Origin of the sequence: Gibbsiella greigii (assembly GCF_039540155.1) — a bacterium.
Lineage (GTDB): Bacteria > Pseudomonadota > Gammaproteobacteria > Enterobacterales > Enterobacteriaceae > Gibbsiella > Gibbsiella quercinecans.
In genome coordinates this window covers 35246-59255 of the sequence record NZ_BAABEM010000047.1, presented here as the reverse complement: position 1 = coordinate 59255, position 24010 = coordinate 35246, and the positions used below count along the sequence as shown (strand labels likewise).

Genomic DNA, 24010 nt, shown 5'->3' with positions numbered 1-24010 from the left:
CTCGACAACCAGGAGTCATCATGGCTTTTCGTTTGTACAGTAATGATCTGCAAGACGGCGCCAAAATGCCTGAAAAGCAGGTGTTCAATGGCATGGGCTATCAGGGCGAGAACCTTTCGCCGCACCTGGCCTGGGATGGGGCGCCGGAAGGCACTAAAAGTTTTGTGATCACCGCTTACGATCCCGATGCGCCGACCGGCTCCGGCTGGTGGCACTGGACCGTCGCCAATATCCCGGCCGACGTGCGCGAGCTGCCGCAAGGGGCCGGCTCGGGCAAACCGGGGCTGCCAGCGGGTGCAGTGCAGGGCCGCACCGACTTCGGCAAAGCCGGCTATGGCGGCGCGGCGCCGCCACAGGGCGAAAGCCACCGCTACCAGTTCACGGTATACGCGCTGGATGTCGATCACATCGACGTCGATGAAGGTTCAAGCGGCGCTCTGGTGGGCTTTAACGTGCACTTCCATACGCTGGGCAGTGCGGCACTGACGGTAATCTACAGCTAACCACGCGAATCATCAGGGCGCAACAGCGTTGCGCCCTTAATCTTACTGCGCCAGTATGCTTACCCACATCGGGCCTTTACCCACCGGGTAACGCGCCAGCGTTTTCAAGGTGCCATCCGCGCTATTAATCGCATAGACCGCAATATGATCGGACTTCTGCCCGGCGGAAATCACAAAGCGCCCGCTGTGATCGATATTAAAGCCACGCGGCTGCTGTTCCGTAGGGTGGTGCCCAACGACGCTCAAGGCGCTGCCGTCTTGCGCCACGCGGAAAATCGTCAGAATGCTGGCGGTGCGATCGCTGGTATACAGGAAGCGGCCATCCGGCGTGATGTGGATATCCGCCGCCCAACGGGTACCGTTGAAATCCGCGGGCATAACGTCGAGCGTCTGCACCGTGGTGTATTTTTTGCCGCCTTCGCCGATCGCCAGCACATCCACCGTGCTGTCCAGTTCATTAACGCAATATGCATAACGTTGATTGGGATGGAAAGCCATGTGGCGTGGGCCGGCGCCGCTGGCAGCCTTGACCTCCGGCTGGCTATGGGGCGCCAGTTGCCCCTGCGGGCTTAGATCGAACAGGCGAATGCGGTCTTCCTTCAGACACGGGATCAGCACCAGTTGGTTGGTCGGATCGATATTCGCCGAGTGCGGCGCCGTCAAACCGTTGATCTCCTGCAGCGGCGCGGCCACAACGCCATCTTCGCAGATCGGGCTGACGCTGGCGCAGTTGCCGCTGTATGAAACCGAGAACAAATAACGCCCCTGCAAATCGGTGGAAATATGCGTCGGCCCACCCGGCAACGGCGCCATCCCGGCCTCCTGCAGCCTGCCGTCCTCTTCGATACGGTAGCTCACCACGCCAAAGGCGGGGCGGACGCCAACGTACAGATAGCGTTTGTCCGGATGAATGGCGATCGGCTGCACCTGCCCGGGTACGTCAACGGTCTGCAGCAGTGCCAACGCACCGGCATCATCCAATTGCCATACGTGAATCTGCTGGCTTTCCGGGCTGGCGACATAAACGATTTGCTTCATTTGGGCTCCTTGAACAGGGTAAAAGAGAAACCGGTTTCATTTTTGCGGTTTTCCTTAGCTTACCTCAGGCGCCGGCCGTCGGCTATCGGTGTGCGTGCGCATTGCGGCGTTTATAGCCAATTTTTTACCCGGTTGCTATCGGCTAAATAACCCGCAAATTCATCAAAGTTATTAATAAAAGATAAATAATATTCTTGGTAAATATTTTTTAAAAAATGCACCGTTTTTTTGCATTTTTTCCCCTGAAGCGATCCAGCCCCCTGATTTGAACCTCTTTTTACGCTACAAAAACAGCCGGTTAAATCATCATACTAATAATTTTTCGCCTGCGCAGTTAGGGAGTTTTATGCAAGAATATCTGCAGTTTCTGCTGGGGGTCTCCCCGCTTTTGGTCATGATATTTTTAATTCTTAAGGTCAAGACACCTATCCACTACGCCGTTATTGTTACCCTCCTGCTTTCTTTAGGCGTGGCCGCCTTTTTCTGGCACACCCCGCTGCAAACCCTGACATCGGCGGTTATCTACGGTTTCATCAAAGGGCTGTGGCCGATTATCATCGTGATCCTCGGGGCGATTTACAGCTACAACCTGATGCTGAAAACACGCAGCATGGACGTACTGCGGGATGTACTGGCCAGCATCAGTGATGATAAGCGTATTCAGGTGCTGCTGATTTCCTGGTGCTTCGGCGGGTTTCTGGAGGCCGCTGCCGGTTACGGCACAGCGGTGGCGATCCCTATCGGGATTTTGATCGCGCTCGGGTTCAACCCGCTTAAGGCTGCTATCGCTTCGCTGGTGGCCAACACGGTGCCGACCGCGTTCGGCGCCGTGGGTATCCCGGTTTCTATTCTGGCCGAGCAGGTTAATCTACCGGTCACCGCGCTGGGCGGGACGATTATCGCCCAACTGGCGTTATTTAATATTTTGCTGCCTTTTGTGATCGTCGCGATCATCGGCGGCGGGATCAAAGCTATCCGCGGCGTATTTGGCATCACCTTGCTGTGCGGTATCACCACCCTGATCCCGCAATATTTCGTCGCGGTTCACCTGGGGGCCGAACTGCCGGCGTTCGCCGGCAGCCTGGTGAGCTTGCTGGCCGTCGCGCTGTTGGCCAAAAGGCGCAAAGGCGCGCCGGTTGACGACGCCTACCGCATCGCCAGCACGGCGTTATCTGCCCGCCCCCGCTACACCCTGCGCCAACTGCTGCAGGCCTGCGCCATTTACCTACTGATTTTCGTCTTTATCCTGCTGTGCTCACCGTTGTTCCCCGGTATCAAAAACGCCGTGGCGCAGGTAGCCACCAGCCTGGCGTTACCGTTGGCCAACGGCGGTGCGCTCAAGCTCAAAATCGACTGGATCGCCACACCTGGGGTACTGATTATCATCGCGACGCTGTTGGGCGGTTTTATCCAGGGCGCGTCTGTGCCTGATATGCTCAAGACCTTTTGGGGCACCGTAAAACAGTTGAAGAACTCCATCATCGCCATTACCGCGATCGTGGCGATGGCTACCGTGATGGACGTCAGTGGGGTTATCGCTACGCTGGCGCAAACCATGGTCAACACCACCGGCGGCGCTTATCTGTTTATCGCACCGGTCATCGGCGCGCTGGGCACCTTTGTCACCGGCAGCGACACCAACTCCAACGTGCTGTTCGGTAAACTGCAAACCGCGGCGGCGGAAAAACTGCATGTCGATCCGCTGTGGCTGGCGGCGGCCAACACCTCTGGCGCAACCGGCGGCAAAATGATCTCCCCACAGAGTATCGCCATTGCCGTTTCCGCCACGCGTATGGAAGGCCAGGGCAGCGCCATCATGGCCGGCACCCTGAAGTACTGCGCGGCCTATATCATTATTCTCGGCCTGAAGGTGGGCCTGGTGTATTACCTGTTTATGGCATAACCGAAAACGCGCCTATCTGTAGACGGGTATTACGGTTTTATCCGGGGGTGAGACGGTGTACCATCAGTTGATTATTTCGCTGACAATTAATGAGACACGCTATGAGCTATCGCGTTATTGCCCTCGATTTGGACGGCACCCTGTTGGACAAACAAAAACGGATCTTGCCACAGTCGCTTGAAGCGCTGGCGGCGGCACAGGCTGCCGGAATTAAAGTGGTGGTGGTAACCGGCCGCCATCACGTGGCGATCTATCCGTTCTACCATGCGTTACAGCTTGATACCCCGGCTATTTGCTGCAACGGCACCTACCTCTACGACATTCATCAGCAAAAGGTGTTGGATGCCGATCCGCTGCCAAAAGCGCAGGCGCAGCAGGTGTTGCAGTTGCTTAAACAGAGCCGCATCCACGGGCTGATGTATGTGGACGATGCCATGCTGTATCAGGAAGAAACCGGCCACGTCACCCGTTCGCTGGCCTGGGCCGAAACCTTGCCAGCAGCGCATCGCCCAACGTTGCTGCAGGTTGATAGCCTGATGCAGGCAACCGACGACGCACAGGCGATCTGGAAGTTCGCTACCTCGCATAATGATATCCCGGCCTTGCGCACCTTTGCCGAAACGGTTGAGAAAGAGCTGGGGCTGGCCTGCGAATGGTCATGGCACGATCAGGTGGACGTCGCCAAAAGCGGCAACAGCAAAGGCAAGCGCCTGCGCCAGTGGGTGGAATCCCAGGGTTTGAGCATGGATCAGGTTGTGGCGTTTGGCGATAACTATAACGATCTGAGCATGCTGGAAACGGCCGGGCTTGGCGTCGCAATGGGCAACGCCGATGATGCAATCAAGGAACGCGCCGATTTGGTGATCGCCGATCATCTGCAGCCAGGCATCGCCGAAGTGATCCGCACCCGGGTTCTGGCATAACGATAATCCCCTCACCCCAGCCCTCTCCCATAGGGAGAGGGAGTATCGGCACCGACGATAAGCAAGGAGTGAAACACCTTCGCCAGACTCACAACAAGCGAGATTTAGCCCCGGAACCTAACCCCAGCTCAGGCTGCGCCCTCTCCCGGCGGGAGAGGGTTGGGGTGAGGGTGAGCGTGAGGGCGTTCGCGACTAATCGCCACGCTTTTCACCTGTGCATACAGCTTCATCCCCGGCTGGATCGCCAGTTCATCGCGCGCCCATGGTGTGATCCGCGCCCAGAGTACGTTATTCCCCACGGCCAGCTTCACCTCCACCTGCTCGTCCACATCCAGGCATTCAAGCACCTGCGCCGGCAACACGTTGCGAATACTGCTGTTCACCGGGGGCTGCAGCACCAAAGAAACATCGGCAGAATTAACACGGATGCGCAACGCCGTGCCAACCGGCGCCTGAATGCGCCCCACCCATAAGGGATAATCCCCGACCCCGAGCGCCGTCATCGCATAGTGGGAATGGTGCTCCATAACGAGCACATTAAGCACGCTGCTTTGATCCGCCTGTTGCAGCCACGGCCGCAGTACGCTGCTGGCCCAGACCTCATCCAGTGCGCCAAACGCACGCACTTTCCCCTGATCCAGCACCATCACCTGTTCGGCAAGGCGCAGAATTTCTTCCATGCTGTGGCTGACGTAGAGAATCGGGATCTTCACATCCTGCGCTAGCCGTTCCAGATAGGGCAACAGCTCACGTTTACGCGGCTGATCAAGCGATGCCAACGGCTCGTCCATCAACAGCACCTCAGGCGCGGTCAGCAACGCCCGGCCAATCGCCACGCGCTGTTTTTCACCGCCGGACAACGTCATCGGCAGGCGGTTCAACAGCGGTGCAATCCCCAACAGCTCGACAATGGCATCAAACTGGCTGCGCATAGCCGCAGCCATGCCATATTGCAGATTGCCGCGCACCCGGTAGTGCGGGAACAGACGGGCATCCTGAAAAACATAGCCGATACGGCGCTTTTCCGGCGGCAGACACAGCCCAGCGGCGGTATCCAATAACACCCGGCCGTTGAGCACAATGCGCCCGCGTTGCGGCCGCGTCAGGCCGCCGACGGCGTTAATCAGCGAGGTCTTGCCGGCGCCGGACAACCCAAAAATGGCCGTGATCCCGTGCGCCGGCAGATTAGCCTTCACCTGTAGATCAAGATCGCCGAGCCGTTGCGAAAAATCCAGTTCCAGCATGACTACACCCTTAACCGCTTACGGCCCCAGCGGGACAGCCACTCGGATATCAACAAAGAAGCCAGGGAAAGCACGATAGCTATCACGCACAGGCGCGCCGCCGCCGCTTCCGCCCCCGGCGTTTCAATCAGGGTATACATCGCCAGCGGAATAGTGCGGGTTTCCCCCGGAATGTTGGAAACGAAGGTAATGGTGGCGCCGAACTCGCCCAGCGAACGGGCAAAGGCCAGCACCACGCCGACGATAATACCCGGCAGGGAGAGCGGCAGCGTAATAGTGAAAAACACCCGCCATGGGTTGGCGCCCAGCGTGCGTGCCGCCTGCTCCAAACGGGTATCGATCGCCTCCAACGCCAGCCGAATGGCGCGCACCATCAGCGGAAACGCCACCACCGCGGAAGCCAGTGCAGCACCGCGCCAGCTAAAGCTGAAGCTAAAACCGAACCAGTCATACAGCCATTCACCGATCACGCCGCGCCGCCCCATGGCGACCAGCAGTAAATAGCCGATCACCACCGGCGGCAGCACCAACGGCAGGTGAATCACGCTGTCCAGCAGCGATTTACCGGGGAACCGGCAGCGCACCAAGATCCAGGCCATCAATATGCCCAGCGGCAAACTGCCGATCACCGCCACCACCGAGACTTTGAGGCTCAGTTCAACCGCCTGCCACTCATACTCGCTCAGCATCATTAGCGCGGGCTAAAGCCATATTTTTTAAACACGGCGGCCGCTTCCGGGCCCTTCAGGTAGTCATAAAATGCGGTAACGGCAGGGGTCTGGCGATCCTTAACAATCGCCATTGGGTATTCAACTGGCTTGTGGCTGTCTTCCGGGAAGACGCCGACGACTTTCACCTTGTTGCTGGCAACGGCATCGGAACCGTAGACGATGCCCAACGGGGCTTCACCGCGCTCCACCAGCGCCATCGCGCTGCGCACGTTATTGGCGCGCGCCAGTTTAGGCTCCAGCGCCGCCCAGGCACCGAGATTACCTAACGCTTCTTTGGCATAGATGCCCGCCGGCACGTGATCCGGATCGCCCACCGCCAGGCGGCTACCGTTGAGCAGCTTGGCCCAGTCCGTCTGTTTGGAAATGGTCAGTTTGTCCTGTTTGCTGTCTTGTGCGGCGATCAGCACCAGCTCATTGCCCAACAGGGTGTAACGGGTGTCTTTCACCATTTGTTGTTTATCGATGGCGTAATCCATCCACTGCTGATCGGCAGAAATAAACATATCGGCCGGCGCACCTTGTTCAATCTGGCGCGCCAGCGTGGAAGAAGAAGCGAAAGAAGAAACAACCTGCACATCCTTGCCATGCTGATATTGTGTCGCAATATCCTGCAGCGCATTGGTCAGCGAAGCCGCTGCAAATACCGTGATTTTATCCGCCGCCGACGCCTGCATCACCATGCCGGAAGCCAACACCATACCGCCGATCCATTTGGTCCATTGCTTTTTCATTGTTTTCTCCGCCAATTAACAAACGAATACATTCTCCGCTGTATAATGAAGACTATAACGTTGGCTGTAAAGAGAGTGATTGGCTTTTGCGAGATGCCGCAAAGAACGCACGCTGTGTGCGCCTGGAAGGGAGAATAAAAGGCACCGTGATGCCCTAACTGGCGGTGCCGCGGAACGGTTATTTGTGCTGTGTGACCTGGCTAGATTTTTCGTTTGAATGGCCCACTTTGGACAACACGTTGAAAACCTCACCCAAGCCATAGATCAGGCCAAGGATAATGGCCATCACAACCGGCACCATTACCACAGCGAATAACAGACTTTTTAATAGTTCCAGCATCGTAGCCTCGCTTAACTGCTGATTTAAACAACCGTCTCTGGTTCCTACACTAAAATACAGGTAAAACGTGGCCATTTTAAGGCCCAGGTGAAATTTATCATCTGCCAAACGTGCTCATTTGGTTGTTTACGCCAAATCAGCGACAATAACGCTTTTGAGCCAACAGGATGTGTTATGCAGGCCGAAATCCTCCTCACCATTAAACTTCAGCAAAAGCTCTTTGCCGATCCACGGCGTATCGCATTGCTCAAACAGGTGCTGAACTCCGGCTCCATCAGCCAGGGCGCCAAACTGGCAGGCATCAGCTATAAAAGCGCCTGGGATGCGATTAATGAAATGAACCAACTGGCGGATCACCCGGTGGTGGAAAGCGTAACCGGCGGCAAAGGCGGCGGCGGCGCGCAGGTCACCCATTATGGCCAGCGGTTAATCCAGCTCTACGATCTGCTGGCGCAGATCCAGCAGAAAGCGTTCGACGTGCTGCGCCAGGATGAACTGCCGCTGGATAGCCTGTTGGCGGCCATTTCCCGCTTTTCCCTGCAAACCAGCGCCCGTAACCAGTTCTTCGGCACGGTTATCGAGCGCGATCACCACCAGGTTCAGCAGCACGTCAACCTGCTGTTGGCCGATGGCAAAACCCACCTGGCCGTCGCGCTCACGGAGCAAAGCGCCAACCGCCTGCAACTGACCCCCGGCAAAGAAGTGCTGGCGTTGATCAAGGCGCCCTGGGTGAAACTGGCTACCGATCCGGCGTTAGCCCACGCGGCGGATAATCACCTGCCGGGCCACGTAAGCCATATCCAGCCCGGCCCCGATCACAGTGAAGTGCTGGTGCAACTGGCCGGCGGCGAAACACTGTGCTCAACGCTCACCAGCCAGGAACTGCAGCAGTTGCAGCTCCGCACGGGTATGGCGGTTACCGCATTGTTCAATGCCGATCGCGTGATTATCGCCACGCTGTGCTAGCCCAGGCGGCGTAAAAAGCCGCCCGTGCCGATTGACATCGCCGGCCGAAGCGCCTATTCCTAAGAATAAAATTGCATAAAAAGGAATAGTTGATGTCGTCGTTGCAGATTTCGCAAGGTTCGTTCCGCATTAGTGATACCCGTACGCTGGTGTTGGATGCGCTAAGTATTAATTCAGGCGACAGTTGGGCGTTTGTCGGTGCCAACGGCAGCGGGAAATCTGCTCTGGCGCGCGCCCTGGCCGGCGAACTGGTGCTGCTGCGCGGCGAGCAGCACAGCACCTTTCATCGTGTGGTGCGCATTTCATTCGAACAACTGCAAAAGCTGGTCAGCGAAGAATGGCAGCGCAACAACACCGATATGCTCAGCCCCGGCGAAGACGACACGGGCCGAACCTGCAGCGAAATCATCCAGGAAGAGGAGCAAGATCCGGCTCGTTGCGCGCAGTTGGCCGCACAGTTTGGCATCAGCGCCCTGCTCTCCCGCCGCTTCAAATACCTTTCCACCGGTGAAACCCGCAAAACGCTGCTGTGCCGCGCACTGATGCCGCAGCCGGATTTGCTGATCCTAGACGAACCCTTCGACGGCCTGGACGTCAACTCACGGGCGCAGTTGGCGGCGTTGTTGGCCACGCTGTCGCAGCAGGGCTATACGCTGGTATTGGTGCTGAACCGCTTTGATGATATCCCGGATTTCGTTCAGCAGGTCGGTGTGCTGGCGGACTGCACCCTGACCAACACCGGCCCGCGCGCCGAAGTGATGGCCGAAGCGCTGGTGGCGCAGTTGGCACACAGTGAGCACCTTAACGGCCTGGCGCTGCCGGAAACCGAAACACCGGCGCAGGAAACCCAACCGCCGCAGGATCAACCACTGATCGTACTGCGCGACGGCGTAGTGAGCTACAACGACCGGCCGATCCTCAACCACCTGGATTGGCAGGTGAACCACGGTGAACACTGGCAAATTATCGGGCCGAACGGCGCAGGGAAATCCACCCTGCTCAGCCTGATCACCGGCGATCATCCACAGGGTTACAGCAACGATTTGTCACTGTTCGGCCGCCGGCGCGGCAGCGGTGAAACCATCTGGGATATCAAACGCCACATCGGCTATGTCAGCAGTAGCCTGCATCTGGACTACCGTGTCAGCGCCAGCGTACGCAACGTCATTACCTCCGGTTTCTTTGATTCGATCGGCATCTATCAGGCGGTGTCCGATCGCCATCGCCAGTTGGCGGGCCAATGGCTGGCGCTGCTGGGATTCAGCCAGGCGCAGGGGGATGCCCCCTTCCACAGCCTTTCCTGGGGGCAACAGCGCCTGGTTCTGATCGCCCGCGCCCTGGTTAAACACCCGGCGCTGCTGATCCTCGACGAGCCATTACAGGGGCTTGATCCGCTCAATCGCCAGTTGGTGCGCCGCTTTGTCGATGTGCTGATAAGCCAGGGCAGCACCCAACTGCTGTTTGTCTCGCACCATGCGGAAGATGCCCCGCAATGCATTACCCACCGTCTGGCCTTCATCCCCGATGGCGAGCACTACCGCTACCAACACCAGCAACTGGCTTAGCGGCTCAGGCTGCGTGGCCGTGCCGCGCAGCCGATGACATATCCGGCAACACTTCGCTACAGCACATCCCGCGCGGCCTTTTATCATGAAAAGATGAGTTACCGTTTTTGGAGAAGCCATGTCCGCTGCGCTAATCGTTGTCGATCTTATTGAAGATTTTGCCGGCGCCAAAGGCCGTGCCAATCACTGCTACCCGCAGGCCGAGGCGCGGGATCTGATAACCCACATTAATGTAGCCACCGCCTATGCCCGCGTGCGCAAGATCCCGGTGATCTGGGTGCGCACCGGCTTTGCCGACGACTACCATGATATGCCGCCGCACTCGCCGCTGTTTAATCACCTCAAGCAAACCGGGGCGCTACGCCTGAGCAACGGCGGCTGCCGTTGGCTGCACGGGCTGGATCAGCAGCCGGAGGATCTGCTGTTTGACAAAAAAGCGGTCAGCGCCTTCGCCGGCAACAATCTCTTGGCCTGGCTGCGCGGCCAGCGTTGCCACCACCTGCTGATGGCCGGCGTCAGCACTCCGCTGGCTATCGAAAGCAGCGTGCGCCAGGCGCATGACGCCGGTTTCAAAGTGTCTGTGTTACAGGATTTATGCGCGGCGCCCACCCAGGAACTGCACCAGCAAAGCCTGGATACGTTACAAAACTTCGCGGATATCAGCCAGTCGCAACGTTGGATGAAAGGATAAACGCCCGGGCCGGCGGCCAGGGCGTTACGCAGAGAACCACCGGAAGGCTCATTGGCCGTCGGTTTTGTATTTCAGCAGCAGCGAGATAATAAACGCCCCGGCAAAGGCGATCGCCATACCGATGGTGTAATTAAGCAACGATCCGGCCTGGGCGATAGCCATGCCCGGCAGGCCGGTTAGCCCCACCGCCGTCATATTGACGTGCATCGCCACTACCCAGGCGCCGCCGAGCGCCCCGCCGATCAACGCGGCAATAAAGGGTTTCATAAAGCGCAGGTTGATACCGAAAATCGCCGCTTCCGTAATGCCCAGCAGGCAAGAGAATGAAGACGGGATCACAATCGCTTTGATTTTTACGTCACGGGTTTTGAAATACACCGCCAAACAGGCGCCCCCCTGCGCGACGTTCGCCATCGCCCAAATCGGTAACAGGAAATTCACGCCAATATTGGGATTGCCCAACAGCCCGGCTTCAATGGCGTGGAAGCTGTGGTGGATGCCGGTGATCACAATGACGGAATACAGGCCGCCGAACAGCAGGCCCGCCAGCCAACCGGCATGGGCGATCAGCGTGCTAAGTACCAACGAGATGCCGTCGCCCAGGGCGCGGCCTGCCGGGCCGATAAACAGCATGGCGATAAAGCCAGAGATGATCACCGTCAGAAACGGTGTCAGGATCAGATCCAGCGCATCTGGAATGATCTTGCGCAGGCGTTTTTCCAACTGGCTCATAAACCACACCGCCAGCAAGACCGGGAAAACCGTACCCTGATAGCCGATCATCGCCACATCCAGGCCAAAGAAATTCATCGTCTGGAAGCCGCCGGCAACGCCCCAGGCGTTGGTTAACGCCGGGTGGGTCAAAATGCCGCCCAGCGTAGCGCCCAGATAAGGATTGCCGCCAAACTCACGCGCCGCCGTAAAGCCAATCAGGATCGGCAGAATGATAAACGCCGCCGAGCTGAACATGTCCAGCATCACAAACAGTGCGCTGTTGGCATCGGCCCAGCCATAGGTTTTCACCATCCCAAGCAGCCCCATCAACAGGCCGGAGGCCACGATGGCGGGGATGATTGGCACGAAGATATTCGACAGCAAACGCGCCAGGCGCTGCAGCGGGTTCAACTTTTTGGCGGCGATGTTGGCGGCTTCAGACTTGCTGGATTCGCTAATACCGGCGGCCTGGATAAAGGCAGCATGCACTTTATTGACCAGCCCGGTGCCAAAAATAATCTGCATCTGGCCGGCATTATGGAAACAGCCTTTTACCCCATCAAGCTTTTCGATAGCGGCTTTATCCGCCAGGCTGTCGTCGCTGAGTACCAGGCGCAACCGGGTGGCGCAGTGTGCGGCGCTGGCGATGTTTTCTTTCCCGCCCAAGAGGGGAAGCAACGCGTTTGCTGTAGCGTTAATGTCCATGATATTCCTCTGAATGATGAATCAGGTAACCGCTATCCCCTTCATGTTTCAGTTGCAGAGTATTGCCTGCGTTCAATCATCCCCTCCCTGGGCATTCCACAGCCGCCGCGCCCTAACCTGCTGCGTGGTTTGTTCGGCTGCCACTTTCCTGCAGCTTGATACTGATGGGGAGCTTGGCACCGCCGCCCAGGCAGGGCGCCGGTGGCCGTATGCGTATAGTTAGAACCAGGTTTCCATCTGGACGCCGAAGTTCCATTCGCCGCCGGCGGTAAGGCCTTTGGCGCCGAATGCGTCATCCGTGGCGTAGTTATCCAGCCGTTTATCCCAATCCATCCAGGAGGCGAAGACGCGCAGTTCCGGGCGGCTGAAGAAATTGGCGATGTCGCCCACCTTAAACGTTGGCGCAAACGTCAATTTATAGAACCCGCCGCTCACGTGGTTACGGCTCAGATAACCTTGCGGATCAAGATCCATGTATTGGTAGCTGCCCTCGTAAGCCAGCGCAAAGTTCTGGTTAATTTCCTGGATGAAGCGGGCGTTAAAGGTGACCCAGTCATAGCTGTCGCCTTTGATGTAGCGATCCTTACTGGTCTGCGCCAAAACAGAAGGTGCGAAACTCCAGGTTTTATTCAGCGAAGTGGTGCCATAGGTGGCCAGGCGCCAGGTGCTGGCATCGTCGGTCAGGTTGCCGTCGGAACCGAGAGACTTCACCTCGGCCCCCAGACCGTGGCCATACAGCAGTGCGGTTGTCGAGGTGCCGTCGCGTAGCCCGTAGAAACTGTCGCCGTGCCAGGCCAGCATCGCATGGTAACCGGTATCGCCCGCGTTGCTGTTGGTCACGGTATAAGCGCTGTTATGGCCAGTGTTTGCCCGCGCGTCATTGTCTTTGGCGCGTAGGCCGCTGAGCATGAACTGGAACGGGCCAACGTAGTTATTGGCCGTCAGAATGTAGTTCTGGATGCTATCATCCAGCCCTTCGATATCACCCAGGCTGCGGCCATACAGCGAGAAGTTACTCTTGAAGTTATCCGCCCATTTCACGTCATAGATACCGCCGCCAGTACCGGCAAGGAAAATCACGTCGGAATCGATCCAGTGGATATCGAAGTTATCGCGATCAAAACGCTTACCAGCCCAGATAGTGCTGTCTTTCAATGCGCCGGTGAAGCTTGGCAGCGAGCCCAACTCGACAAAGGCTTCACGCACGTTGAGATCGCTGGTGGACGCCGTCCAGTCGTTATAGCTGCGCTGACCGTCGGCCATCATCACTTTGAAGCGGGTGGTCGCGCCGTTATCCAGCTTCTGTTTATGCTCCAGCTTCATTTCAACATACGTATCGTCTTCATTGCCCAGACGGCCGACGTGGCCGCCGGTGCTGCCCGCCGGCGTCATCCCTGGCCCAATATCAACCTGGGAGCTGCGCGGCGAGCCGTTGGTCGACAAGCCGGAACGGGCATAGCCGTGGAATTCGAAACCATTGGCGACTTTATTCTGGCTGGCCAGATCAGCCGTTTTTTGCGCGACCTGATCGGTTTTTTGCTCGGCTTGCGTTGTGCGCGCGGCCAGCTGTTGCGTTTGTTTTTCTGCCGCATCGGCGCGGGCTTCCGCCTGGGCCGCGCGCTGTTCCGCCAGTTGCAGGCGTTTTTCCAGCGCGTTTAGCCGTGCTTCAAGGCTATCGGTGGTCGATGCCGCCATCGCGGAACCGGAAAGTATCAGACCCATCGTTACAGCAAGATAACTGCGTTTTATCATCATCTTAGTGTTCCCATCAGAGGTATGTTTTGTTTTTTGCTAAAATAGCTAAATCGGTTTTACAGGGAGATTAATGAGGACATAACGCGTAAACAAGATATTTTGCTAACCCGATTCAGTATCTGTGATCCTGTTGGCAAAACCGTGGGGCATAATGCGTTTTCCGCGGGAAAAGCAACCGATGCGTAACATTGTTGTTCCGCTAACGAACGGGCGGCAGGTGATTTTTTACAGGCAAATCCTAATGCGGCGGGCTGCAAACCACGTGAAGATACGATTATTATTTCATTCATGGCCAGAGCCTGGCACGGGTTGCTATTCCATCAGGACGATTACTGCGGTATCAATCTGTGGTCAGGTTGCCTTGTGTTACTATCCGTTCAGCCATCTATGGGGCGACGCGGCCTGCGCGTACCGGCCCTGAGTAACAATCGCAAAGGAATAACAACGATGTGGGGAGTTCTTTCGGCTTCATTATTTTTCTTGCCCTTCAATCAGCTTGTCGCTTGGCTGATTCTTCTCGCCTCCGTGGGGATGGGGATATATCACCATATCATTACCCCCGCGAGCTTAGGCATTTTGGCGGGGCTTGCAGTGCTGGTTGGGCTGAAATTGCGCTATCGGCAACTATCCGCATGGTCCATTGCGCTGGAAGCCATACTGGTGATCGGCGCCATCGCCCTGTTTTGCCATCGGCTTCCCGGTTTTAATAACCCAGTGATGGTTGATGGCCAGGCCGGGCCGCTGAGTGTACCGTTCAAACTGTATTACAACTTTGATAAAGCGCTGCTCCCTTTCCTGCTGTTTGCCTGCTTGCCCACGCTCTTTAACGCTGGCCAGGCAGACAAAAACGCCACCCCGGTTGCCTGGCTGCTGCTGATCCTGTCCATCCCGGCGCTACTGCTGCTGGCCGTGGGCCTGGGTGGGTTGAAAATCGAACTGCATGCGCCCGAATGGATACTGGCGTTCCTGATGGCCAACCTGTTTTTCGTCGCCATGGCGGAAGAAGCGCTGTTCCGCGGCTACCTGCAACAGCGCCTGCGCCAATGGCTGGGCGCCTACCCGGCGTTGATTATCACTGCGCTGGCGTTTGGCGCCGCCCATCTGGCCGGCGGTATGCTGCTGGTGGGCTTCGCAACCCTGGCCGGGCTTATCTATGGGCTGGCCTGGATGTGGAGCGGGCGCCTGTGGGTGCCGATCCTGTTCCACTTTGGCCTGAACGTCATACATCTGCTGTTTTTCACCTATCCGCACTACCTGCACGCCTGACCGGCCGCCGGCAGGGCACTCTGCCGGCGCGCGTAATGAAAACGCTACCACCCTCATAGTTATTAAATCACCATGCCTGGCATTAAAACGTGAGTTTACGTTTAAAACCGTTGTGTAAACGATTCCATTTTTCGCGCTGGATCACCTTTTTTCACGCACCATGGTGCTATCTTTTTGCCCAACATAAGCCGCCATTCGTTCAGCACCGGGGTTAACCACACGCTGGAAACGATTGCAGAGACGGCGTAAACACAGGCACCTGAAAGGAAGAATCATGACGGAGTTTAATCCTATCGATCACCCGCATCGCCGTTTTAATCCGCTTACCGGCCAGTGGGTATTGGTATCGCCGCACCGCGCCAAACGCCCCTGGCAAGGGCAACAAGAAGCGCCGGCACGGCTGACACTGCCCGCACACGATTCCCAGTGCTTTCTTTGCCCCGGCAATACCCGCGTTACCGGCGATAAGAACCCAGATTATTCGGGCACCTACGTGTTCACCAATGACTTTGCCGCCCTGATGAGCGACACCCCGCCGGCGCCGGAAAACAGCGATCCGTTGATGCGTTGCCAAAGCGCACGCGGCACCAGCCGGGTCATCTGCTTTTCTCCCGATCACAGTAAAACGCTGCCGCAGCTTTCCCTGCCGGCACTGGAACAGGTGATTGCCGCCTGGCAACAGCAGACCGCCGAGCTGGGCCAACGTTACCCCTGGGTGCAGGTGTTTGAGAACAAAGGCGCGGCGATGGGCTGCTCTAACCCGCACCCGCACGGCCAGGTATGGGCCAACAGCTTTTTGCCGAACGAAGCCGAACGTGAAAACCGCCTGCAACGCGAGTATCTCGCCCAGTACGGCAGCGTGATGCTGATGGACTATGTGCAACGCGAGCAGGCTGATGGCCGCCGCACCGTGGTGGAAACCGAGCACTGGCTGGCCGTGGTGCCCTACTGGGCCGCCTGGCCGTTTGAAACCCTTCTGCTGCCCAAAACGCCGGTGCAACGCCTGCCCGATTTAAGCCACGGCCAATGCTGGGATTTGGCGCTGGCGCTGAAAAAGCTAACCAGCCGTTACGACAATCTGTTCCAGTGCTCTTTCCCCTATTCCATGGGCTGGCATGGCGCGCCATTCAACGGCGCCGATAACCGGCACTGGCAACTGCACGCCCACTTTTATCCGCCGTTGTTGCGCTCCGCCACGGTACGCAAATTTATGGTGGGTTACGAAATGCTGGCAGAAACCCAACGCGATCTCACCGCAGAGCAAGCGGCAGAGCGGCTGCGCACCGTTAGCGATACCCATTACCTTGAAGCCGGAGAGTGACACCATGAGTTTGAAAAAACATACCCAAAACGCCTTCGCCCAACACTTCGGCTACCCTTCGGCCCTGACCGTTCAGGCGCCGGGGCGGGTGAACCTGATCGGTGAACATACCGACTATAACGACGGCTTTGTGCTGCCCTGCGCCATTGATTACCAAACGGTGATCAGCGCAGCGAAACGTGACGATGGTCAAATTCGTACGCTGGCGGCGGACTATGATAATCAGCAGGATCTGTTTTCCCTCGCTAGCCCGATAACACCGCACCCCGATTGGCAATGGGCGAGCTATGTGCGTGGCGTGGTAAAACACCTGCTAAACCGTTGCAGCGATTTCGGCGGCGCGGATCTGGTCATCAGCGGTAATGTGCCCCAAGGTGCCGGCCTGAGCTCCTCGGCCTCCCTGGAGGTTGCCGTCGGCCAGGCCTTGCAGGCACTGTATGGTTTGCCGCTTGACGGCGTGGCGCTGGCGCTGAATGGGCAGGAAGCAGAAAACCAATTTGTAGGCTGTAATTGCGGCATTATGGATCAGCTTATTTCAGCCTTGGGCAAGCAGGATCACGCACTGTTGATCGACTGCCGTTCTCTGGCCAGCCAAGCCGTATCCATGCCGGAAAACGTGGCCGTGGTGATCATCAATTCCAACGTTAAACGCGGCCTGGTGGACAGCGAATACAACACCCGCCGCAAACAGTGCGAAGAAGCCGCGCGGTTCTTTGGCGTTAAAGCACTGCGCGATGTTGATGAGGAACTGTTCGCAAGCCGCCAGGCGGGGTTGGATCCGATCGTTGCCAAGCGGGCGCGCCATGTGATCACTGAAAACGCGCGCACGCTGGCCGCCGCAAATGCGCTGGCGGCGGGCGATCTACACCGGATGGGGCAGTTGATGGCGCAATCGCACGCTTCAATGCGTGATGACTTTGAGATTACCGTGCCGCCTATCAACACATTAGTCGAGATCGTTAAATCGGTGATAGGCGAACGCGGCGGGGTGCGTATGACCGGCGGCGGCTTTGGCGGTTGCGTCGTGGCGCTGATGCCGCAGGAACTGGTCGCATCGGTACGCGAAACCGTGGCGCGCGAATACCCACTGCGGACCAACGGCCTTACTGAAACCTTTTACGTGTGCCAAGCATCACAAGGAGCGAGCCAATGTTAACCCCCGCCGACGCACCCGCCCCCGATGGGCAGCCGTTCAATCTGGTTACCCTACACAATACCAACGGTATGACAGTCACGCTGATGGATTGGGGCGCAACCTGGCTGTCCACCGTTTTCCCGCTAAGAAGCGGCGAGCGGCGTGAGCTGCTGCTGGGGTGCCCTTCCCCCGCCGATTACCCACATCAGGGGGCTTATCTGGGGGCCACCATCGGCCGCTACGCCAACCGCATCGCCCTGGCCCAGTTGCAAATCGACGGCAAACCGCACCCGCTGGCCGCTAATCAGGGCTTGCATCAACTGCATGGCGGGCAGGCCGGGTTCCATGCCCGCCGCTGGCTGGCCAGCCAACAAAATGCACAGCAGCTCACTTACCGCCTGCACTCTAAAAACGGCGATCAAGGCTTCCCCGGCAACCTCGACGCACAGGTGACTTACCGCCTGACAGACGATAACCGTATAGAGATCGCCTTTTGGGCGCAAACCGATCGTCCCTGCCCGGTCAACCTGACCAATCATGCCTATTTCAATCTTGACGGCGCCGGCACGGACGCACGCAAACAGCGGTTGCAGCTGTTTGCAGACCGTTATCTGCCGGTCGACAGTGACGGCATCCCCCGTGCCGCGCTGACGGCGGTCGATGGAACCGGCATGGATTTCCGCCAGCCGAAAACCCTGCTGCGGGATTTTTTACACGATCGCGATCAACAGCGGGTAAAAGGCTACGATCATGCCTACTTGCTGCGCCAGCCCGGCGCATTGGCCGATCCCTGCGCCCACCTGTGGGCAGCAGACAATAAAGTGCAAATGAGTATGTTCACCAGCGCCCCTGCGGTGCAGTTATACAGCGGCAACTTCCTGGCCGGCACGCCAGCACGCGACGGCGGCAGCTACACCAACTATGCCGGCATTGCGCTGGAAAGCGAATTTTTACCCGATAGCCCAAACCACCCTGAATGGCCGCAACCTGACTGCTGGCTGCAGCCCGGCCAAACGTATCGCAGCGCAACGCACTACCAATTTTTCGCTCTGTAGCCCAGCGAGCCCCGGTAACCGGCCGGGGCTCGGCTGTTATAAATGCTTACGCTTTTACGCAGGGGCAAGCGCGCCGCGCCTTTTCTTATTCCATTCCCAGCACTAAAATCAGATTACGGTGATAAGGCACAACCCGTTGTGCCTTATCACAATCTTCGGCCGTTCCCGGCCGGCCAATAGCAAAAGGAATTTTTAATGCGTTTAATTACCGCACTCCCATTACTGGCTGGTTTAATGCTGAGCAGCAACCTGATGGCCGCTGAACACCCAGCAAAAACCCCTTCCCCGGCGCAGGCTGCCCAGCAGCAACGCATGACGGATTGCAACCAGCAAGCCTCTGGCAAAGCGCTAAAGGGTGCCGATCGTTCCACCTTCATGAGCACCTGCCTGAAATCCGAAGGCCACCAAACCGCTGAAAAACACCTCACGCCACAACAGCAGAAAATGAAAAGCTGCAATGCCGAAGCGGCCAAAAAAGACCTGAAGGGCGAAGCGCGTAAAACCTTTATGGGCCACTGCCTGAAAAAAGCGGCATAATCCCGCCCTCCTTCCACGGCGCGGTTGAATAAATTTCATTCGCGCCGTGCCTTATCTGCCCGCCAGCCTGATCGATTCAGCTTTTTCCTTAACCAATCCCTTACTTTGTGCCAAGAAATTGGCTATGGTTAAACACTATCGATTGCCGAGCCACCGGGCACGGCAATATAATGATATTCGTTATCATTGAATCGTCAGATTATTAAGGAGTTAAGCTATGGCTGTAACTAAGCTAGTTCTGGTGCGTCACGGCGAAAGCCAGTGGAACAACGAAAACCGCTTTACCGGTTGGTACGATGTTGACCTGTCCGACAAAGGGCGCTCCGAAGCGAAAGCAGCAGGTAAACTGCTGAAAGATGAAGGTTTCTCCTTCGATTTCGCTTATACCTCCGTACTGAAACGTGCGATTCATACCCTGTGGAGCGTGCTGGACGAACTGGATCAGGCCTGGCTGCCAACGGAGAAATCCTGGAAGCTGAACGAACGCCACTACGGCGCGCTGCAGGGCCTGAACAAAGCGGAAACCGCTGAAAAATACGGCGACGACCAGGTGAAACAATGGCGCCGCGGCTTCGCCGTTACCCCACCGGCACTGACCAAAGAAGACGAACGCTATCCTGGCCACGATCCACGTTACGCAAAACTGACCGAAAAAGAGCTGCCGCTGACCGAAAGCCTGGCGCTGACCATCGAACGTGTAATCCCTTACTGGAATGAAAGCATTCTGCCGCGCATCAAAAGCGGTGAGCGCGTGATCATTGCCGCTCACGGTAACTCCCTGCGTGCGCTGGTGAAATACCTGGATAACATGAGCGAAGAAGAAATCCTTGAACTGAACATCCCAACCGGCGTGCCGTTGGTGTATGAGTTCGACGAAAACTTCAAACCGATCAAACACTACTATCTGGGCAACGCCGACGAGATCGCAGCGAAAGCCGCTGCCGTGGCGAACCAAGGTAAAGCGAAGTAACCATTGCGCGCCGGCATAACCGTGCCGGCTAATAGCAAAAATGCCAGTCAGGCTACTGACTGGCATTTTTTTATCCGCGTTTTGGGCAGGTTGCTGGCACCTGCCCGGCATATCAAGATCAGCTACGGCGTGCACGCACCGCCGCGGCCAAATCGCGCAGCACAGTTTCGGTGTCTTCCCAGCCGATGCAGGCATCCGTCACGCTTTGCCCATATACCAGAGGCTCGCCGCTTTCCAGCGCCTGATTGCCTTCAACCAGGTGGCTTTCGATCATAACGCCGATGATGCCCTTCTCGCCGCCACGCAGTTGCTGGCAAACGTCTGCGCTCACATCCAACTGCTTCTTGAACTGTTTGCTGCTGTTGGCGTGGCTGAAATCGATCATCACCTGCGCCGGCAAACCCACCTTGGTCAGCACCTCTTTCACTTGCTGCACATGCGCCGCGCTGTAGTTTGGCTCTTTACCACCGCGCAGGATGATGTGGCAGTCGCCGTTACCGCTGGTATTAACGATCGCCGAATGGCCCCATTTGGTTACCGACAGGAAGCAGTGCGGCGCGCCCGCAGCGTTAATCGCATCAATAGCGACCTTAATGGTGCCGTCGGTGCCATTTTTAAAACCAACCGGGCATGACAGGCCGGAAGCCAGCTCGCGGTGCACTTGCGATTCCGTGGTACGGGCGCCGATTGCTCCCCAGCTCATCAGATCCGCCAGATATTGCGGGGTGATCATGTCGAGGAATTCCCCGGCCGCCGGCAGCCCGGTGTCGTTGATATCCAGCAGCAGCTTACGTGCCAGGCGCAGGCCATCATTAATCTGGAAGCTGTGATCCATCAACGGATCGTTGATCAAACCTTTCCAGCCCACGGTAGTGCGCGGTTTTTCAAAGTAAACACGCATCACAACTTCCAGATCATCCTGCAATTCATGGCGCAAGTTCAGCAAACGCGCCGCATATTCTTTGGCCGCTTTCGGATCGTGAATAGAGCATGGGCCAATCACCACCAGCAGACGATCGTCATTGCCGCGAAGGATCTTATGAATCGCGTTGCGCGCCAGGGCCACCGTCTCCGCGGCCTTTTCCGTGGCCGGGAACTTCTCTAATAAAGCCACTGGCGGCAGAAGTTCCTTAATCTCTTTAATACGTAAATCGTCGTTTTGGTAACTCATAACTTTTCCATTCGGTATCGATAATGTTTCTTAAGGCATATACCCAAAATAATTCGAGTTGCAGGACAAAAACGCACAAGCGTTTTTGAACAGCGCTAGCGCTGGCTCCGAAGGGGCGCGGCCAAGGGATGGGCCGAGTAACCAAGCCAACACACCTGCAACTTGAAGTATGGAAGGTATAGATCAGATGGCATCAATCTAGCCTGCACGGCAGGCGCTGTAAATCACCTTTGGCACGCGAAATCGCTGCGATCAATTTATTGGCGAATAATTCTTATATATCAGAACAACGTACCAATACGGCAAACTTGACGAAAAGATAAAAGCACCGGCTGTATCAGCGGTGCTTTTGACAGCGCATGCCGGCGAATCATGACGCGATAGACGCAGCTACCACGCCGATTGTGCGGCCGTGAATTATTGCACTGGCGACAGCGGCCGGGAACGGTTGTCGGCGGCGCTTTTGATCCACAACCAGCAACCGTTAAGCGCGATCAGCGTCAGGATAACGTATTCCAGCGCCATGGCGTAAACGCCTTGATAGGTGAAGATCGCCACGCTGATCACGTCAATAACCACCCACAGTAACCAGTTCTCAACGTATTTGCGGGTCATTAGAATCATCGCCACAATCGACAACACCATCATGGTGGAATCCCAGAATGGGAAAGCATCCGGCTGGAGCGCCGGCATACTGATCGACATGCCCAGGCCTTGCATCACCGCGACCGCAAGCCGCGTCAGCCAGGCAAAGACGGCATCGATATTAAAGGTCATCAGCAGAATGCCGATGGCGCACACCACCGCCCAGGCCAGGGCCTTGGGCAACGGCAGCCAGCGGATCTGCAATTCAGCCTGCCGATCCGCCGTCTTGCGGCTCCAGGCGTACCAACCGTAAATATTGGCGGCAAAGAAAAATAGCTGCAGCAACAGGCTGGCATACAGTTGGATCTGGAAAAATATCACGGCGAACAGCGTGACGTTGATCAGGCCAAGCGGATAGTTGATGATTTTCTCTTTGCTGGCATACCAGATGCACAACAGGCCAAACAGCGTGCCAATGGCTTCTATCCAGGAGAGATCATACCCTCCCGCGCCCAAGGGAATATGCACCAATATATTGCTGGTACTGAAAAAACTCATCTTCTCGTCCTTATCTCATGATTAAAAGTTAGGCGTTCCCTTTGACCTGCATATTCAAACGGGCAGCAAATTCCAACATGCGGTTCAACGGCCGCAGCGCTTGCGCGCGCAGTTGCGCATCCACTTGGATTTCATACTGCCGCCCGCCGAGCGCCAACCCTTCGGCAATCGCCTTCAGGCCATTCATCGCCATCCATGGGCAATGCGCACAGCTGCGGCAGGTGGCGCCTTCACCGGCGGTCGGCGCTTCGAACAACGCTTTATCCGGGCATGCCTGCTGCATCTTATAAAAGATGCCTCGATCGGTCGCGACAATCAGCTGGCGCTGCGGCAAGGTTTTGGCCGCCTGGATCAGTTGGCTGGTAGAGCCCACCGCATCGGCCAGATCGACCACCGCCTGTGGCGACTCCGGATGCACCAGTATCGCCGCCGCGGGATGTAAGGCCTTCATGCGCATCAGCGCCTGAGTTTTAAACTCATCATGAACGATACAGGCGCCCTGCCAACACAGTATGTCCGCCCCCGTCTGTTTTTGCACATAGTTGCCTAAATGGCGATCCGGCGCCCAGATGATTTTCTCGCCCAGGCTATCGAGATGCTCAATCAGTTCGACGGCAATGCTGGAGGTCACCACCCAATCGGCGCGCGCCTTAACGGCGGCCGATGTATTGGCATACACCACCACGGTGCGGTCTGGGTGGCGATCGCAAAAGGCAGCGAATTCCGCCGCAGGGCAGCCCAGATCCAATGAACATTCCGCCTGCAGCGTGGGCATCAGCACCTGCTTCTTAGGGCTAAGGATTTTGGCTGTTTCCCCCATAAAGCGCACGCCGGCCACGAGCAGCGTGGAGGCCGGATGCTGGCAGCCAAAGCGCGCCATCTCCAGGGAATCTGCCACACAGCCGCCGGTTTCTTCCGCCAGCGCCTGAATTTCCGGGTCGGTATAGTAATGCGCGACCATCACCGCATCGCGTTGCTTGAGCAGGGTTTTGATCTGCTGGCGATAGAACGCGTTTTGCGCGGCATCCAACAGCACAGGCTTTGGCGGGAATGGATATACCGCCGCGTTGGCATCAAACATTTCACTCATCGCTGTCATCTCTGCGCTGGCCGGCAAGCTTACGGGAATTTCCGCTCCGCAAACCACCAATGTTTTACATACTAAACAAAATACCTAACAAAAAGTGAAATGTCGCTGTTATTTTCTAAAAAAACTGGGCGTTGTTTAATTTATTGAAAAAATAGACGCTAGAGTATGGAAAGGCAGTCATTAGAATCGTTGGGTTGTGCGCATAGCAAAAACGCTTTTAAGGCGTTTTTTTACATTAGTGGGTCGTGCTTCTGTCAGTACTTGCTGCATATGCCTCTTAGGCAAGACCAATGGCTAGTTCAATATCGTGGTTCCCAGACGCAGGCCCTTTTCCCCACCTATCAAGCATCAGTCCTCGCTCCCGAATTTCTTGAATTGGTTTTACCTGGGATGCAAATATTGGGATACCCGATTGGATACAGGACGCGGCGATGTCGAACGGCATACTCTGTCTTTTTTCCAAGCAACACGGGGAGCGTGATAGCTTAGGCAGAGCGCATCAATCCGGCTACT

At 56.9% G+C, this 24010-nt stretch carries 22 protein-coding genes; 12 read left to right on the top strand and 10 right to left on the bottom strand.

Translation table 11 applies throughout. The features are described from left to right. Positions 1–20 precede the first annotated feature (20 nt). Complete coding sequence (locus tag AC559G_RS20155) at positions 21–503, top strand: kinase inhibitor (RefSeq protein WP_095845393.1); 483 nt, start codon at positions 21–23, stop codon at positions 501–503. A gap of 42 nt (positions 504–545) precedes the next feature. Here AC559G_RS20155 and pgl read toward each other — a convergent pair whose 3' ends face one another. Next, entirely contained in the window at positions 546–1541 is a 996-nt protein-coding gene (gene pgl / locus AC559G_RS20150) for a 6-phosphogluconolactonase (protein ID WP_498914245.1), read from the bottom strand. Between the two features lie 346 nt (positions 1542–1887). Between pgl and AC559G_RS20145 the strand changes: the two genes are divergently transcribed. Continuing rightward, the gene (locus tag AC559G_RS20145) at positions 1888–3444 is read left to right on the top strand and encodes an L-lactate permease (RefSeq protein ID WP_498914243.1); all 1557 of its coding nucleotides are present in this window, start codon (positions 1888–1890) and stop codon (positions 3442–3444) included. Positions 3445–3545: 101 nt separating this feature from the next. After that, positions 3546–4367: an HAD family hydrolase gene (locus AC559G_RS20140; protein WP_498914241.1), complete on the top strand. Its 822-nt coding sequence runs from the start codon at positions 3546–3548 to the stop codon at positions 4365–4367. Between the two features lie 128 nt (positions 4368–4495). On the opposite strand, the gene modC is transcribed toward AC559G_RS20140, so the two are convergent. From modC to AC559G_RS20120, 4 genes are all read right to left on the bottom strand, one after another. Beyond that, positions 4496–5611 carry a molybdenum ABC transporter ATP-binding protein gene (modC, locus tag AC559G_RS20135; protein ID WP_498914239.1) on the bottom strand — a complete coding sequence of 372 codons (1116 nt, stop codon included), beginning with the start codon at positions 5609–5611 and terminating at the stop codon, positions 4496–4498. Between the two features lie 2 nt (positions 5612–5613). Next, entirely contained in the window at positions 5614–6303 is a 690-nt protein-coding gene (gene modB / locus AC559G_RS20130; protein WP_498914237.1) for a molybdate ABC transporter permease, read from the bottom strand. Further along, a complete protein-coding gene (modA, locus tag AC559G_RS20125) occupies positions 6303–7073 on the bottom strand; it encodes a molybdate ABC transporter substrate-binding protein (RefSeq protein ID WP_438598654.1) in 771 nt (256 codons plus the stop codon). Before modA ends, modB begins: the two co-directional genes overlap by 1 nt. Positions 7074–7251: 178 nt before the next feature. Beyond that, entirely contained in the window at positions 7252–7413 is a 162-nt protein-coding gene (locus AC559G_RS20120; protein WP_498914294.1) for an AcrZ family multidrug efflux pump-associated protein, read from the bottom strand. Positions 7414–7587: 174 nt separating this feature from the next. Here AC559G_RS20120 and modE point away from each other — a divergent pair, with 174 nt between their 5' ends. The 3 genes from modE to AC559G_RS20105 all read left to right on the top strand — a co-directional run bounded on the left by modE (position 7588) and on the right by AC559G_RS20105 (position 10635). Next, positions 7588–8379, top strand: coding sequence for a molybdenum-dependent transcriptional regulator (modE, locus tag AC559G_RS20115; protein WP_498914235.1), 792 nt, complete (start codon positions 7588–7590; stop codon positions 8377–8379). A 92-nt stretch (positions 8380–8471) separates the two neighbouring features. Continuing rightward, positions 8472–9944: a molybdate ABC transporter ATP-binding protein ModF gene (gene modF / locus AC559G_RS20110; protein WP_498914233.1), complete on the top strand. Its 1473-nt coding sequence runs from the start codon at positions 8472–8474 to the stop codon at positions 9942–9944. Between the two features lie 118 nt (positions 9945–10062). Then, a complete protein-coding gene (locus AC559G_RS20105) occupies positions 10063–10635 on the top strand; it encodes a cysteine hydrolase family protein (RefSeq protein ID WP_498914232.1) in 573 nt (190 codons plus the stop codon). A gap of 48 nt (positions 10636–10683) precedes the next feature. Here AC559G_RS20105 and AC559G_RS20100 read toward each other — a convergent pair whose 3' ends face one another. After that, positions 10684–12054: a sucrose-specific PTS transporter subunit IIBC gene (locus AC559G_RS20100; RefSeq protein WP_438598650.1), complete on the bottom strand. Its 1371-nt coding sequence runs from the start codon at positions 12052–12054 to the stop codon at positions 10684–10686. 219 nt (positions 12055–12273) lie between these two features. After that, positions 12274–13806, bottom strand: a complete 1533-nt coding sequence (locus AC559G_RS20095) for a carbohydrate porin (protein WP_498914293.1) — start codon at positions 13804–13806, stop codon at positions 12274–12276. 450 nt (positions 13807–14256) lie between these two features. Here AC559G_RS20095 and AC559G_RS20090 point away from each other — a divergent pair, with 450 nt between their 5' ends. From AC559G_RS20090 to gpmA, 6 genes are all read left to right on the top strand, one after another. Continuing rightward, positions 14257–15075: a CPBP family intramembrane glutamic endopeptidase gene (locus tag AC559G_RS20090; protein WP_498914230.1), complete on the top strand. Its 819-nt coding sequence runs from the start codon at positions 14257–14259 to the stop codon at positions 15073–15075. A gap of 274 nt (positions 15076–15349) precedes the next feature. Beyond that, entirely contained in the window at positions 15350–16396 is a 1047-nt protein-coding gene (galT, locus tag AC559G_RS20085; RefSeq protein WP_498914227.1) for a galactose-1-phosphate uridylyltransferase, read from the top strand. A gap of 4 nt (positions 16397–16400) precedes the next feature. Next, the gene (gene galK, locus AC559G_RS20080; protein ID WP_498914225.1) at positions 16401–17552 is read left to right on the top strand and encodes a galactokinase; all 1152 of its coding nucleotides are present in this window, start codon (positions 16401–16403) and stop codon (positions 17550–17552) included. Beyond that, a complete protein-coding gene (gene galM, locus AC559G_RS20075; protein ID WP_498914223.1) occupies positions 17546–18586 on the top strand; it encodes a galactose mutarotase in 1041 nt (346 codons plus the stop codon). Before galK ends, galM begins: the two co-directional genes overlap by 7 nt. A 195-nt stretch (positions 18587–18781) precedes the next feature. Then, entirely contained in the window at positions 18782–19123 is a 342-nt protein-coding gene (locus tag AC559G_RS20070; RefSeq protein WP_095845407.1) for a PsiF family protein, read from the top strand. Between the two features lie 217 nt (positions 19124–19340). After that, on the top strand, positions 19341–20093 hold the full coding sequence (gene gpmA, locus AC559G_RS20065; RefSeq protein ID WP_498914221.1) for a 2,3-diphosphoglycerate-dependent phosphoglycerate mutase: 753 nt from the start codon (positions 19341–19343) through the stop codon (positions 20091–20093). Positions 20094–20211: 118 nt separating this feature from the next. Here the strand turns inward: gpmA and aroG are convergent, their stop codons facing one another. The 3 genes from aroG to nadA form a co-directional block, all read right to left on the bottom strand. Beyond that, positions 20212–21264 (bottom strand): 3-deoxy-7-phosphoheptulonate synthase, encoded by a 1053-nt coding sequence (gene aroG, locus AC559G_RS20060; protein ID WP_498914219.1) that lies wholly within the window; start codon positions 21262–21264, stop codon positions 20212–20214. Between the two features lie 417 nt (positions 21265–21681). Continuing rightward, the gene (pnuC, locus tag AC559G_RS20055; protein ID WP_498914217.1) at positions 21682–22407 is read right to left on the bottom strand and encodes a nicotinamide riboside transporter PnuC; all 726 of its coding nucleotides are present in this window, start codon (positions 22405–22407) and stop codon (positions 21682–21684) included. A gap of 28 nt (positions 22408–22435) precedes the next feature. Further along, positions 22436–23497 carry a quinolinate synthase gene (nadA, locus tag AC559G_RS20050; protein WP_498914216.1) on the bottom strand — a complete coding sequence of 354 codons (1062 nt, stop codon included), beginning with the start codon at positions 23495–23497 and terminating at the stop codon, positions 22436–22438. Positions 23498–24010: the final 513 nt, after the last annotated feature.